This window comes from Janthinobacterium sp. GW460-12-1-14-LB5 (assembly GCF_059423585.1).
The window spans coordinates 16413-30574 of the sequence record NZ_JBWKYD010000036.1; the positions used below are offsets into that span (position 1 = coordinate 16413).

Below are 14162 nucleotides of genomic sequence, written 5' to 3' on the forward strand. Positions count from 1 at the left end.
CGCCGGGGCCTGCGCCTATTTTGCCGGGCTGGCGGCGCGATAGTAGCCGTTCCGGCTGAGTTCTTCCGGCGCATTCGCCACTTCATACGCGGTCAAGGCGATGGCGATGGCCGAATATTGCTGCGCCGCGCTGAAAGGCAGCACGTTGTCGTACGTGTCCAGCACCGTGTGATGCACGCGGCCGTAGTCGAAATCGCCGAGCACGGTAAATTTCGGCGTCGGCACGCCATGCAGGCTGAAAACGGCGTCATCGCTGCCTGCCTGCGCATTCATCGCCTTGCTGGCGTCGCGCGGCACATCGTTGACGGTCGCGGCGAAGCCGAACACGGGGTGGACGTCTTGCAGGGCCCGTTCGACCCGGCCAAACACGGGTTGCCAGGCCGTGGGAACGGCGATGCCGTCGATGGCGCCGGGGCGGCCGTCGCGGTTGAGCATCATGACGATGTTCTTCATTTCAACCGCATGCCGCTCGGCGAACGCGAATGAACCCTTGCGGCCGATTTCCTCCGCGCCGAAGGCCACCAGCATGATGGTGCGGCGCGGCTTCGCTTCGGACAGCGCCAGCAGGCGCATCGCTTCCAGCATGGCCGCCACGCCGCCGCCATTGTCGGCCGCGCCCGTGCCGCCATCGTAGCTGTCGAGGTGGGCGCCGATCAGGACGATTTCCCCGGGCTTTTCCGTGCCGGGAATGCGGGCGACGACGTTGTGATACGTGACGGGGCCCGGATAGAACCAATTGCGGATATCAAACTCCAGCGTGACGGCCTCACCGCGCGCCAGGCGCTGGCGGATGTCCGCGTACTGTGGCGCGGCCAGCTTGATGTCGGGCAAGGTCGGCAGGGTCGCCCAGGTGGCAGGCGCCGCGCTGGCGGCATACAGCGGTTCTACGCCGGACTGGAGCGTGCCCAGGGCGCCAGCCTGCATCAGCACCCGGGCGATGGCCCTGGGCTTGTGGATGGCGCTGCCATCGCGCCCGCCGCCGCTGTTTTCGCCGCCGATCAGCACCCATTTGCCCTTGAATTGCGCGGCGCGCTGCTGCGCCTCTTCCAGGGTAGCCGGCCCCATGATTGCCAGGCCTTGCTGCACGCCGCGCGTGCCGGCCGAGTAGGCGGGCGTCGCCACGCGCAGGGGCTGATCCTGGGGCGCCACCATCCTGCCCGACCAGGGACCGCGGTTGAAGCCGGCGGGCATCTGGCCCGCCTCTTCCAGTTCGGCCTGCACGCCCCATTGCTGCAATTGCATGCGCGCCCATTGCGCCGCATGCGTGTAGGCATCGCTGCCGGCCATGCGGCCGCCGAAGCGGTTGCTCAGGATGTCGAGCCAGTCCATCGCGCGCGGCTCGCTCGTGCCCAGCGCCACGATCTTGCGCGCCGTGGCGTCGCCGGAGCGTGATTGCGCCGCTTCGATGCGGGCATCCCTGCCGGACAGCATGGACAGGAAGGCGGGCAATGTGCCTTGCCGGCGCGCCGCCAGCGCCGCATCCAGCTTCGCGGAACGGTGCAGCTTATTTTGGCGCAGCAGCGTTTCGTAGGCGCGCAGCACGCCCTGCATGCCCGCCAGGTCGCGCTCCCCTTGCTGCCGCGCCTGTTCCGGGTGCTCGATCTGGAAGGCCATCACGCTGGCCAGGTACTGGAAGCGCAATGCCGCCCGCGTGGCCGGCGCGGGGGCGGTGCTGAGCCAGTCATCGGGCATGCTGGCGTCGAACGTGAGGTCGGGAATGGCCTCGATCCATGCGCCCAGCCAGGCGCCGTCGCGCTGCTGCACGGCCAGCGGGTCGCCCTGCGCCTCGTTCGCCATCCGCACCACGCGCATGCGCTCGGCCGGCGTGGACGGGCCGCGCGCGGCGTTGTCGGCCGCTGCTGCCGCTGCCAGCGCTGGCGCCGGCAGCGTGGGCGCCACATAGCGTTCCCTGAGCCGCGTGCCGCTCACGGGCTTGGGCTCGTTCTCATCGGTTTCGACCAGGCGTTCGCCGCTCAGCACGTCGCCCTTGGCTTGCAAGGTCCAGCGTATCGTCACTTCGGTGCTGACCTCCTTGCCGTTGCGCCCCGTGCTGACGCGCTTGCCGGCATGCCGGAAGACGGTGCCGGCGGGGCCGGTTGTCCCGTGCACCGTGCGCGGCGCGGTGAGCTGGCCCCGTTCGTCGAGCCACGCGATCGTCGCGCGCATGCCGCCTTGTTCTTCGGTAATGTCGAGGATGCCCGTGTCGATCAGGTCGGCCTCGACGCCATTCGTCGTGGTCGTGCCCGTCGCCGTCTGGAATTGCCACTGTCCGGCGAGGGCCGGCGTTTGCGCGTACAGGGCGCCCGGCAGCGCGGCAGCGGCGAGGATGCAGGTGGCGTAAAGGTGGGGATGGAACAGGTGCATGGTTATCCTTGTCAGGGTTTTCACTCGGGAAGAGTCGAAAAACAGTATGGGGATAACCAGATTGCCAAGATGCTACTTTCCGACCAAGGCCGGGATTTGCGGAATGAAGGCGGGTTTGGCCGCGCCGAATGCCAGGTCAACCCCATCCGGCAAGCTGCATCGGACGAGGTTGATCTGGCACAAACTTACCTGGCGAACGCCTGCGCCGCCGGCGTCACGGTGACGGCCGCCGGCTTGATGTCCAGCTTCATCGCGCCGATGACCTTGTCTTCATCGAGCAAGGCTTGCGGCTTGTTGCCGTCGTACTTGATGGGAGAAAACGCGTCGCTGACGAGCTTTTCCTTCAAGCCGGCCGCATCCTTGGCGACGATCACCACGGACAGGTTCTTTGCCGACAGATGCTGTTTGATGGCGCGGTTGACGTCTTGCACCGTCAGTTTCGACAGGCCATCACGCATCAGTTTGGTAAATTCCGGCGTGCCATACCATTGCGAATCGAGCGCATAACCGAGCTGCTGGTCTTGCGTCGACGTCATGACGAAGACGTTCTTCATCAGGTAGTCGCGCGTGGTGGCGAAATCGTCCTGTGTCAGACCGTTGTCGACGAGCTTGCCCAGTTCCGTCAGGGCCACGCGCAGGGCGAAGTGGGCGTTGTCCGGCGCCACGGGGCGGATCCAGATTTCGAACAGTTGCGCCTTGCGGCCCAGGTTCGGGTTCGGGAAGAACTGGTACATGCCGCGCGGGAACGCTTCGATATACGCGTAATCGCCATAGTTCATGCCGCGGAGCTCACGGATGCGCTGGTACAGATAGGAATTCGAGGCGCGGTGCTCGCCCAGCCAGGTCTTCGCCAGCCACAGGGCGGGGAAGTCCGGGTGCGTGCGCGTCACGTCGAGCGGCAGGCCGAAGGAAATCGCCGTGGCGCGCGTGTTTTTCTCGATGATTTCCACTTCCAGGCCCTGCGCCTTGCGGCCCGCGGGTTTCACGGTGGCCGGCAAGCCTGGGCCGGCCGGCAGGCTCGCCAGCGCCTGCGTCAGCGAGGCCGTCATGGCGTCGGACACGTCGCCGGAAATGCCCACCTTGACGGCGCCTTGCGCATACGCCGTCTTCCAGAACTGTTTCACGTCGTCCAGGGTGATGGCGTCGATGCCGGCGACCGTGCCCAGCACGGGGTGGCCGTACGGCGTGCCCGCATACACATTGGTTTGCAGGCGTTCCTTGGCGAATTCCTCTTCGTTATTGTCCTTCAGGTCCAGCAGCAGCGCGTTGCGCTGCGCATCCTTCAGGCGGCGGAAGTCGTCTTCGCGAAAACCCGGCGAGAGCAGCAGGGGCAGGGCGATGGCGTTGAATTGCGTCCAGTTATCCCTGTGGATGGAACCCGTAAACGTCGTCATTTCCTTGTCCGTCTGCTGGCTGAAACTGCCGGCCAGCGGGAACAGGGCCTGGTTGATTTCGTCGATCTTGCGCTCGGACGAGCCGCCGGACGCCACCATGGCGGCCGTCAGCGCGGCCAGGCCTTCCTTGCCTTGCGGGTCTTGCGCGGAACCGGCCGTAAACAGCAGCTTGTAGCGGATCTGCGGCAGCGCGGACTTTTGCACCAGCACGTCGAATTTGGCATTTGACGCGGCCGGCAGCAGGCTGGCCAGTTTCGGCGTGGCGGCGATGGCCGCCGGCATGGCTTCGTGCGACAGGGTGGTCACCACCAGGCCGTCGTCCGTCAGGTATTTGCGCGCGGCGGCCTGCAGGTCGGCCGGCGTGAGCGTGTCGATCAGGCGGTAGTACTGGTTGATGGTGGCATACGAGCGGTCGAAATGCACGAACGAGGCCAGGGTGCCGGCGATCTGCTCCGTATTGTCGAGCGAGCGGATCAAGCCGTACTTTTCCGCCGACTTGGCGTCCGCCAGGTCTTTTTCGCTCACCGGCGTGTCGCGCAGCTGCGCCACGGTGGCCAGGATGGCGTCGCGCACGTAGACGGCGTCGGCGAGGTTTTTCACGCGCGCGCCCAGCACGGCCAGGGTCGGGTCGACGCGGTCCGGCGTCATGTCGAACAATTGATCGACCTTCTGTTCATTCTGCACCAGGCGTTTATATAGCGGCGAGGTGCGGCCGAACGACAGCGACAGCAAGGTCGCCAGGGCCGCCTGGTCCTTGTCCTTGACGGAAAACGCGGGCGCATGGAAACCCACGGCCACCCATGGCAGGGTCGGCGTGGGCCAGGCCACGTGCTTGTAGACGGGGCCGCGCGGCGCGGGTTCCACGGGCACGGCCGCCTGCTGCTTGCCGCGCTGCCAGCTGCTCCAGTACTTTTCCACCAGCGCGATGGCTTGCTGCGGCTCCACATCGCCGGCGATGATGATGGTGGTGCGCTCGGGACGGTACCAGCGGTCGAAGAAGAGCTTCGAATACGCGTACTGGTTCGGCATGTCTTCGATGTCCTGGATGAAGCCCATCGTCGTATGCTTGTAGGTATGCGTCGTGTAGGCGCTGTCGCGCATCACTTCGAACAGTTTCGACACGGGATTGGCGCTGTTCTTGTTGTATTCTCCCAGCACGGCCCGCGATTCCGTCTTGAACGCGTCTTCCGCGTAATCGAGGTGCTGGAAGCGGTCCGCTTCCACCTTCAGCACGGTTTCCAGGTCCTGCTTGGCAAACGTCGTGTGGTAATTGGTCAGGTCGTCGCTGGTGTACGCGTTCTGGCGCGCGCCGGCGCGGGTGATGACTTCCTGGTATTTCTCGGGCGGATACGCCTTGGTGCCGCGGAACATCATGTGTTCAAAAAAATGCGCGAAACCGGACTTGCCCGGCTCGACTTCATTGCGCGAACCCGTCTGCACGGGAATCTGCAGCGAGACCAGGTTCGGAAAGCCGGTCGGCACGATGATGATTTTCAAGCCGTTGGCCAGGGTCTTTTCCGTTGCCTTGAACGGCAGCAGGTCGGCCTTGGCGGCGGCAGCGCCGTGGGTGGCGGCCGGCTTGACGGGCGCGGCGCCCAGGTTCGACGCGGCCATGGCCGACAGGGCCAGGGCGAAAGCGGGTAATAAAACAGGCATGATTCTTGACACGGGGGCTCCTTCTTTTTGGATGTTATGAAAGTGCAACGCCGCAGCATAGAATATTCGTGCCGCCGTGCATAGGGGCACGAGTTGCAACGAGGAAAGATGTCTAGAAGTCGGGCCGCAGGATGCGCGCCGTCAGATGCGTCAGAAAATCGCGCCGGGTCGGCAGGAACATGCGGATATACACGATGCCGTGCGCGCGCTCATGCTGGTACACGACGCGGATGTCGTGGCACAGGCGCTGCCGCACGTCGAGGCCGAGGTCGCGGGCTTCTTCGATGGGCGCGCCGCTGTCGGGATAGGTCTTCAGATCGGCCAGGAGTTGGCGAAAGCCCGAGCTGAACTGCTCGCAGGCCGCCGCAGCATGGCGCGCCTGGAAGTCGCTGCGCAATTCCCTGAAATCGGCTGCTGCGCTGTTCAGCACGACGATGCGCGTCATCTCAAGCCTGGTCGAGGCTGGCCAGGAAAGCTTCTTCGGACAGCACGTCGCCACGCACGATTTCCTGGTTGCCCATGGCGATCAGCTTCATGAACGCGTGCTGCTCCTGCATCTGCTGGGCCTGCCGCTTGCCTTCCTGGTAGGCGTGCATGGACAGCACGACCATCTTCGCTTCGCCATTTTGCGTGATGATGAGGGGCTCATCCTGGCCCGCGTCAAAGCTGCTGACGATTTCCGCCGTGTTGGCCTTCAAATAGGAAATCGGCTTGATGCGTTCCTTGAGGTTCATGGCGGCTCCGCGATTGAATGTGCATCTGAATGTATAGGACTAAATATACACCAAATTTGGTCGTGTTTCCTGATGCCGGCACTTGCCGCTTACGTCAGCGTCGTTTCCGGCAGGCTGATGCGGTTGCGGCCCAGGTGCTTGGCGCGGTACAGGGCGCAGTCGGCCGTGTGGATCAGCTGCCCCAGTTCCGTGCCGGGGCCGGGCAGGGATGTGGCGGCGCCGATGCTGACGGTGACGCAGGCCCCGTCGGGACGCTTGCGCGGCAGTTGCAGCCGCTCCACGCGCTGGCGGATGCGTTCGGCCACGATGGCCGCGCCCTTGAGCGACTGGTTCGGCAAGATGACGGCAAACTCCTCGCCGCCGTAGCGGGCCACCAGGTCGTTCGTGCGCATTTCGCTGGCCACGGCGCCGGCCACCTTGCGCAGGCACAGGTCGCCGCCCTGGTGGCCGTGGCTGTCGTTGTATTCCTTGAAATTGTCGACGTCGACCATCAGCAGCGACAGGGGCTGGCTCTGGCGCTGGGCGCGCTGCCACTCGGCCAGGAGGGTGTCGTCGAAGCAGCGCCGGTTTGCCAGGCCCGTCAGGCCATCGCGCGTGGCCAGGCGTTGCAGTTCCGCCTGCGCGCGCTTTTCATCGGTCATGTCGCGCAGGGTTTCGACGACGGCGATCAGTTCGCCGTGGTTGCCGTAGATGGGGCTGGCATCGACGGCCAGGTAGCGCCGCCGCCCCGTGCGCGGCATGTCGCACCAGTTTTCCGCGCACAGATTGTTGCCCGTGCTGCTGCGGTATTGTTGCTGCGCGTACAGGGCGCGCAGGTCGCCGCCGCGTCCGGCCAGCAGCAGGTCGGCCAGGGTGGGGCGCTCGTCGTTGTAGAAGCAGCGGCCCGGCTCGCGCATGCCCAGCACTTCGGCGGCCGGCACGCCCGTCAGCTGTTCGCAGGCGCGGTTCCAGATCATCACCTGGCCATGCACGTCGAGGACAAAGGTGGGCACCACCAGCAATTCCATCATCTTGACGGCAAAACCCTGGGCTTCATCGTAGGGCGAGGCGCTGGCAGGTGCGTGGCTATCCGGCATGTAAGCATCCTTCTTGGGGTGAATGGGGCGGGCTCGTTGGCCATGATGCAGCGCAGCGAGGCCGATGGTGTTGATCTTGAGCAATATTTTCAGCGATGGAGCATCGCCTCGTCGTGGCTGGCTGGCAGGGGCAGCGACAGGCTCAGGGTGGTGCCTGCGCCGCTGTGGCTTTCGATGTGCAGGCTGCCGCCGGCGGCGGCCACGCGCTCATGCATGCCGGACAGGCCGCAGCCGAGGCGTGGCGGCGAGCCCGTCAGCCCGACACCGTCGTCGCTGATGCGGCATGCCAGCGTGTCGCCTGCTTGCTGCAGGCAGAGCTGGACATGCGTGGCGCGCGCATGGCGGGCGATGTTCGCCAGCGCTTCCTGCAGCGCGTGATACAGCAAGGGGCCGTGCGCGCTGCCGGCGGCGGCGTCGAGCTGGTAGTCGCAGCTGCAATCGATGCCCGTGGTGCGCTTGAAATCCGCCAGCAAGCCGTCGCACGCCGCTTGCAGGCCGGCGTCGAGGGCGGGCGGGCGCAGGTCGTGGATGACGCAGCGCAGCGCTGCAATGCTCAGGTCGACATTGCGCGCCATCATGGCCAATTGCCGTGCCAGCAAGGGATCCGCGTCAGGCGTGCTGGTTTGCAGCATGGCCAGGTCGATTTTCAGGGTCAGCAGGTGCTGGCCCAGGTCGTCGTGGATGTCGCGCCCGATGCGCAGGCGCTCCTGTTCCCGTGCCTTGTGCTGCCCGCTGGCCAGGCGCTCTTGCTCGGCCTGCGCGCGCAGCTGTTCCAGCGCCCGCAGGCGCTGCGCCAGCCGGTGCTGGCGCCACAGCAGCAGCGCCAGCCCGCCGCACAGGATGGCGCAGGCCAGCATCGAAGGTGAGGGCGTGCCCGCCTGCAGCATCGGCCCGGCGGCATGGCCCGCGTGCAGGGAAGCGAGGGCGGCGGCCGCCAGGCAGGCCAGAATGCTCCGGCGGTACGGCGGGCGTATCCAGCGTTGCACCATGTCCATGCTCCCCAAAAATGTTTTCCGTCAGGCAATGTTCTTACAGAAAATATATTAACTTTGGGCTATTTATATTGTCTAAACGCAAAAGCCGTGCAGTTTTGCCCGTCATTGTGGCTTTCTTGCCGCTGGATGCCGCGCCGCCGGGTGGCAGGCACGGCATTTGCACGGAAAGTGTCGTGGCGGCATATAATAGAGGGTTGTCAATCGGCTTTTGCGGTGACGGTGCGCTGCGCCGGCCTCGATGCGTTCGCCCTGCGCGATGACGCCAGCCAGCTCTTAGGAAATACAGTGACTTATAGCATCAAAGAGATTTTTTACACCCTGCAGGGCGAAGGCGCGCATGCGGGCCGTCCCGCCGTGTTTTGCCGCTTTTCCGGCTGCAACCTGTGGACGGGCCGCGAAAGCGACCGCGCCACGGCCGTGTGCCAGTTCTGCGACACGGATTTCGTCGGCACCGATGGCGAACTGGGCGGCAAGTTCAAGACGCCGCAGGAATTGGCCGCGTTGATCGACAGCCTGTGGCCGGCCAGCTATACCGCCAGCAAATACGTGGTGTTTACGGGCGGCGAACCGCTGCTGCAGCTGGACACTGCCCTGATCGACGCCATGCACGCGGTGGGCTTTACCATCGCCATCGAAACCAACGGCACCTTGCCCGTGCCCGCCGGCGTGGACTGGATCTGCGTCAGCCCGAAGATGGGCTCGACACTGGTCGTCCACAAGGGTAACGAAATCAAGGTCGTCATCCCCCAGTTCCAGCAAGACCTGGCCGCCTACGAAGGGCTCGATTTCGAGAACTTCTTCGTGCAGGCCATGGATGGTCCATTGGCCGCGCACAACATGCAGCTGGCCATCGAGACGTGCAAAAGCAACCCGAAGTGGAAGCTGAGCCTGCAAACCCATAAACTCCTGCAAATACCTTAACAAAACAATATGCTGACTATCACACGCAAGCTCGAATTCGACGCGGGCCACCGCATTCCCGACCACAAAAGCCAGTGCCGCAACCTGCACGGCCACCGCTACACGGTGGAAATCACCCTGGTCGGCAAGGTCATCGAAGCGGAAGGCAATTCCGACAACGGCATGATCATGGACTTTTCCGACGTCAAGACGCTGGCCAAGCAGCACCTGGTCGATGTGTGGGATCACGCCTTCCTCGTCTACGAGAAGGACACGGCCGTGCGCGATTTCCTGGCCAGCCTGCCCGACCATAAAACCGTCGTCATCGACCGCATCCCGACCGTGGAAAACCTGGCCCGCATCGCCTTCGAGATCCTGAAAGCGGCCTTTACCGACCATTTCGGCACGGGCTTGCACCTGCATAAGCTGGTGCTGCATGAAACGCCGAATTGCTGGGCAGAAGTGACCGATGACTGAAACGCACGCTGGCGCGCAGGACGCGCGCTATATGCAGCTGGCCCTGGAGCAGGCCCAGCACGCGTGGGACCTGGGTGAAGTGCCCGTGGGCGCCGTCGTCGTCAAGGATGGCGAAGTCATCGCCGTGGGCTACAACCAGCCCATCGGCCGCCACGACCCCACGGCGCACGCGGAAGTGATGGCCTTGCGCGCGGCCGCCGAAAAGCTGGGCAACTACCGCTTGCCCGGCTGCGAGCTGTACGTGACCCTGGAACCGTGCGTGATGTGCTCTGGCGCCATGCTGCATGCACGGCTGGCGCGCGTCGTGTACGGCGCGGGCGACCCGAAGACGGGCGCCTGCGGTTCCGTGCTGAACCTGTTCGAGCAGCCGGCGCTGAACCACCAGACGGCCATCGCAGGGGGCGTGCTGGCCGACGAGTGCGGCGCTTTCCTCAAGCGTTTCTTTGCCGAGCGCCGCCGCGCGCAGGCGGAAGCGCGCAAGCTGGCCCATCCTCCGGCCTGATTTCGGCCCAGGCAGGGCCGTCATAGCCTTGTCCCGCGTGCCAGCCGTGCCAGCCACCCCGGCTGGCATTTTTTATAATTGTTGCGAAATAACATCTGTCTAGACGACTTTGCCATTCTCAAATGAGAATGATTCGTGTTACAGTATTGTTTTCGCCAGCAAACTTTCCTTATGCATCGTTAACACTTTCGTTATCGATCCGGGTTCAAGAGCCAGCCTCCACTCTTAAACCGGATCATCATGACTACAGTGCTTCTGCAGCGCTCCGCTGCGCCCGTCGTATCTCCCGTTCCTGCCCGCCGCCACAACCTCGTGTTGCGTGCCGCCTTGCTGGGCTTGTTCGCCGCGCCGTTGCTGCCTGCCGTGGCGCAAACGGCCGCCATCAACGCGGGCACGGCAGCCCAGGAACCGGCCAAGCTGCCTGTCTTCCCGGAAATCGTCGTGAACGCCAAACAGGATTACGAGCGCCGCGCGGGCACCAAGACGGTGATCCGCAGCGACGACCTGGAGCGCCGCAACGTGACGGACATGGCCGGCATCGTGCGCTATCAGCCGCTGATCAGCACGCCAATGGCGGCCTCGGGCGGCGGCGGCATGTGGGATGGCGCGGGCAACACCGGTTACAACATCCGCGGCCTGGAAGGCAACCGGGTCAGCCTGGAACTCGACGGCATTTCCCTGCCCGACGCGTCACCGAAGCCGGACAGCAGTAACATGAACGCCTTCGGCATGGGCCGCGATTATTTTGATCCAGAAACTTTCCGCGAAGTGCGCATCGATTCGGGCACGACGGCCGTCAGCGGCGCCAATCCCGGCCTGGGCGGCGGCGTGGCCTTCATCACCAAGTCGCCCGAGGATTTCCTGGGCGAAGGGGTGGACCATTACGTGGCGTATAAGTATGGCCGCGCCACGGCCGACCGCAGCAATGCGCACACCCTGACGGGCGCCGCCAAAATCGGCGCCAATCTGCAGGGCCTGGCCGTGTACGTGCACCGCGAGGGCGAGCAGCTTGACAGCCGCGGCAGCGCCACCGTCAACCCGGATGACTGGCATTCGAACGCCTTGCTGTCGAAACTGGTGTGGGCCTTGCCGGGCGAACAAAAGCTGGACTTGACGGTCGACATGTTCGAACGCAAGAACAAGCGCGACCTCAACAATAAAGTCAGCGCCATGTACCCGGACGGCGTGCAGCAGGATTCCACCACCAAGCGCACCCGCGTCAGCCTGGGCCACGAGGTGGTGCTGAAGGATTTCGCCCTGTTCGACCGCCTGACCTCGAAAGTCTACCTGCAGAATGCGAAGATCGAGGACAAGAGCAAGGGGCGCTATGTCTACCGCGGCAATGCCCAGCGCGCCATCGACACCAGCTTCAAGAATGACAGCATCGGCTTGAGTTCGGAGGCGTTCAAGCAGCTCAACGCGGACAACGCGCTGCTGTACGGCGTGCAGCTGGAACAGGCCAAATCGCGCCGGCCCTGGATGGAAGACCGCACCCTCATCGCCACGGGCGAGCACCAGATCACGCGCAAGAACCGCATGGCCGACATGGATGTCACCAAGCTGGCCCTGTACGTGCGCGACGACCTCAGTTTCGACCTGGGCGGCAAGAAAGCCGTGCTGACGCCCGGCCTGCGCGCCGACTACCGCAAGCTGGAGCCGAAAAACCTGCAGAACTACCTGATCGGCGTGCCGAATGCGGCCAAGGAAGTGCGCAAGGAGAGCGATTCCTACTTCACGCCGAGCCTGAGCCTGTCCGTGGAAGTGCTGCCGCAAATGCAAGCCTACGCCACGTTCACGCGCGGCACGCGCCTGCCGACGGCGATCGAACGCACGGGTACCTATGATTCCATCAGCTATACGGGCACGGGTAATGGCTATGCCGTGCTGGGCAATCCGAATCTGGGCAAGGAAACCAGCAAGGCATATGAACTGGGGCTGAAAGGCGACGTGACCAGGGGCTTGAGCATGCAGGCGTCCGTCTACCAGACGGAGTACAAGAATATGATCGAGTACGTGGCGCAAGAGCTGGATCCGGTGAATTACCCGACCCTCACCCTGGGCCTGTTCCGTCCGGAAAACATTGGCAATGCGCGCACCTGGGGCGCCGAGCTGAGCCTGCGCGCGGAGCTGGGCGCCTGGTTGCCAGCCATGCAGGGCTACCGCGTCGACCTGGCCACGGGCGTGGCCAAGGGCCGCTCCTTCAATACCCTGACGGGCGACAGCGGCGGCCTGGCCTCGGTGGCGCCGGCCAAGACGGCGCTGACCTTCGGCTATGACCATGCGAACAAGTTGTTCGGCCTGGAACTGACGGCGCTGCATGCCGGCGAGAAACAGGCGCCGAACGATTTGCTGATGGGCGGGACCGCGCCGCTCTTCAAGGTGCCGTCGTACACCATCTTCGACTTGTCGACCTACTGGAACGTGCACAAGAACGCCAAGATCATCGTCGGCGTGTACAACTTGACGGATCGCAAGTACTGGGATTACGCCGCCGCGCGCAGCCTGGCCGCCGGCACCACGGCTGCCAGCCGCGCCGAGATCGAGCGCTACGCCAGGCCGGGCCGCAACGTCGCCGCCAGCCTCAGCGTGAACTTCTAAATTTTTACCGGGGAGGGGCGCCTGCCCCTCTTTTTTTCCATGTTTGATTGAATGGTCTCTCTATGAAGTTATCCAAACTCGTTCTATCCCTGCTAGGCAGCCTGCTGATTGCAAACGCATATGCGGCCCCAGCCACCCTGGCGGAACGCTGGTCCACCTTGCGCACGGAGCAGCCGAAGCTGCAGATCCGCGACGCGGCGCGCGCGCTGGGTGTATCCGAAGCGCAATTGCTGGCAACCAACATCGGCAAGGGCGTCACGCGCCTGCAGGCCGACGGCAACCAGCCGCGCGAAATCATGCGCGCCGCGCTGGACCTGGGCATCGTGCAAGCGATCACGCGCAATGAAAACGGCGTCATCGAAACGACGGGCGTCGCCAGCAAATTCAAGCAGGCGGGCGACAAGTCCGAGCAGGCCGACGCCAAGGACCCGGAAACGGAAGCGCGCCAGCGCAATATCGCGGGCGGCTACCTGGGCGGCCAGATCGACCTGCGTTTCCACTTTGAAAACTGGAAATACGCATTTGCGGTAGAACAAGCAGGCCGCGATGGCAAGCCGACGCGCAGCCTGCAGTTTTTTGACGCCAACGGCACGGCCGTGCACAAGATCTACCTGCGCAACGAGCCTGGCGTGGCCGTCTACGATAAATTGGTGGCGACTTTCCGCATGCCCCAGCAAAGCGCTGAATTGAACGTGCTGGCCGTGGCGCCGAAAGCGGCGGAAAAGCCGGACAGCGAAATCGACGTCAAGGAATTCCAGCTGGCCTGGAAAGACATGACGGACGTGCACCAGTTTGCGCAAATCATGCGCGAATTTCACCTGTCGCGCGAACAGGCCCTGCGCCTGGCACCGGCCGGCGTGGTCGAGCGCGTGACGCCGCAAGCGCTGCGCACCCTGCTGGAAAACGCGGCCAGGGACAAGGTCGCCATCATGGTATTCCTGGGCAATGAAGGCTTGACGCAGATCTACAGCGGCAAGATCGAGAAAACCATGGCCGCCGGCGGCTTCTTCAACGTGCTCGACCCGGATTTTAATTTGCACATCCGCGACACGGCCCTGCGCAGCGGCTGGATCGTCAAGCGCGGCGGCGTCACTTCCGTCGAATTCTTCGACAACGACGGCACGCAAGTGGTCTCCTTCTTCGGCGTGCGCGAGCGGGGCAAACCGCAGCCGCAAAGCTGGGTGGACCTGGCCGATAGTCTGCCAAAGGCAAAATAAGGTTTTTTGCAAGTTGATGAGTATCAGCACGTGACAGAGCCGTAGCGAGCGGAAGCGAATTGTGGTCGAGAAGCGCAACCGTACTTTAGGTACGGTGAGCATCGCAGGCCGCAAGTCGCGACGCGCAGTAGGTTATGTCATGTGCGAGCAGAGCAACACTTCAGCTGGGTGCCGCGTGCCGGTCTCATGTCTGAAGCACAATAGTGGTATGCTGATTGCAAGGCCGCAGCGATCGTGTCTGCGTGCTGG

The 14162-nt window shown here is 64.1% G+C and carries 11 protein-coding genes; 5 read left to right on the plus strand and 6 right to left on the minus strand.

Annotation, left to right across the window (positions count from 1 at the left end; translation table 11 throughout):
- Nucleotides 1-15 precede the first annotated feature (15 nt).
- The 6 genes from AC07X6_RS26470 to AC07X6_RS26495 all read right to left on the minus strand — a co-directional run bounded on the left by AC07X6_RS26470 (nt 16) and on the right by AC07X6_RS26495 (nt 8219).
- Nucleotides 16-2364 (minus strand): M28 family metallopeptidase, encoded by a 2349-nt coding sequence (locus AC07X6_RS26470; RefSeq protein WP_494792924.1) that lies wholly within the window; start codon nt 2362-2364, stop codon nt 16-18.
- Between the two features lie 185 nt (nt 2365-2549).
- The gene (locus AC07X6_RS26475) at nt 2550-5426 is read right to left on the minus strand and encodes a M16 family metallopeptidase (protein WP_494792925.1); all 2877 of its coding nucleotides are present in this window, start codon (nt 5424-5426) and stop codon (nt 2550-2552) included.
- 100 nt (nt 5427-5526) lie between these two features.
- Complete coding sequence (locus tag AC07X6_RS26480) at nt 5527-5859, minus strand: type II toxin-antitoxin system RelE/ParE family toxin (RefSeq protein ID WP_494792926.1); 333 nt, start codon at nt 5857-5859, stop codon at nt 5527-5529.
- A gap of 1 nt (nt 5860) precedes the next feature.
- On the minus strand, nt 5861-6148 hold the full coding sequence (locus AC07X6_RS26485; RefSeq protein ID WP_494792927.1) for a type II toxin-antitoxin system Phd/YefM family antitoxin: 288 nt from the start codon (nt 6146-6148) through the stop codon (nt 5861-5863).
- 89 nt (nt 6149-6237) lie between these two features.
- Nucleotides 6238-7224 carry a sensor domain-containing diguanylate cyclase gene (locus tag AC07X6_RS26490; RefSeq protein WP_230537558.1) on the minus strand — a complete coding sequence of 329 codons (987 nt, stop codon included), beginning with the start codon at nt 7222-7224 and terminating at the stop codon, nt 6238-6240.
- An 89-nt stretch (nt 7225-7313) separates the two neighbouring features.
- The gene (locus AC07X6_RS26495; protein ID WP_494792928.1) at nt 7314-8219 is read right to left on the minus strand and encodes a sensor histidine kinase; all 906 of its coding nucleotides are present in this window, start codon (nt 8217-8219) and stop codon (nt 7314-7316) included.
- 285 nt (nt 8220-8504) lie between these two features.
- Here AC07X6_RS26495 and queE point away from each other — a divergent pair, with 285 nt between their 5' ends.
- From queE to AC07X6_RS26520, 5 genes are all read left to right on the plus strand, one after another.
- Nucleotides 8505-9140: a 7-carboxy-7-deazaguanine synthase gene (gene queE / locus AC07X6_RS26500; protein ID WP_076568494.1), complete on the plus strand. Its 636-nt coding sequence runs from the start codon at nt 8505-8507 to the stop codon at nt 9138-9140.
- A 9-nt stretch (nt 9141-9149) separates the two neighbouring features.
- Nucleotides 9150-9596: a 6-carboxytetrahydropterin synthase QueD gene (queD, locus tag AC07X6_RS26505; protein ID WP_035819191.1), complete on the plus strand. Its 447-nt coding sequence runs from the start codon at nt 9150-9152 to the stop codon at nt 9594-9596.
- Nucleotides 9589-10098: a tRNA adenosine(34) deaminase TadA gene (tadA, locus tag AC07X6_RS26510; protein ID WP_215404214.1), complete on the plus strand. Its 510-nt coding sequence runs from the start codon at nt 9589-9591 to the stop codon at nt 10096-10098. The genes queD and tadA overlap by 8 nt, the downstream gene beginning before the upstream one ends.
- Nucleotides 10099-10338: 240 nt before the next feature.
- On the plus strand, nt 10339-12696 hold the full coding sequence (locus AC07X6_RS26515) for a TonB-dependent hemoglobin/transferrin/lactoferrin family receptor (protein WP_494792929.1): 2358 nt from the start codon (nt 10339-10341) through the stop codon (nt 12694-12696).
- 62 nt (nt 12697-12758) lie between these two features.
- Nucleotides 12759-13913, plus strand: coding sequence for a hemin-degrading factor (locus AC07X6_RS26520; protein WP_494792930.1), 1155 nt, complete (start codon nt 12759-12761; stop codon nt 13911-13913).
- Nucleotides 13914-14162 lie beyond the last annotated feature (249 nt).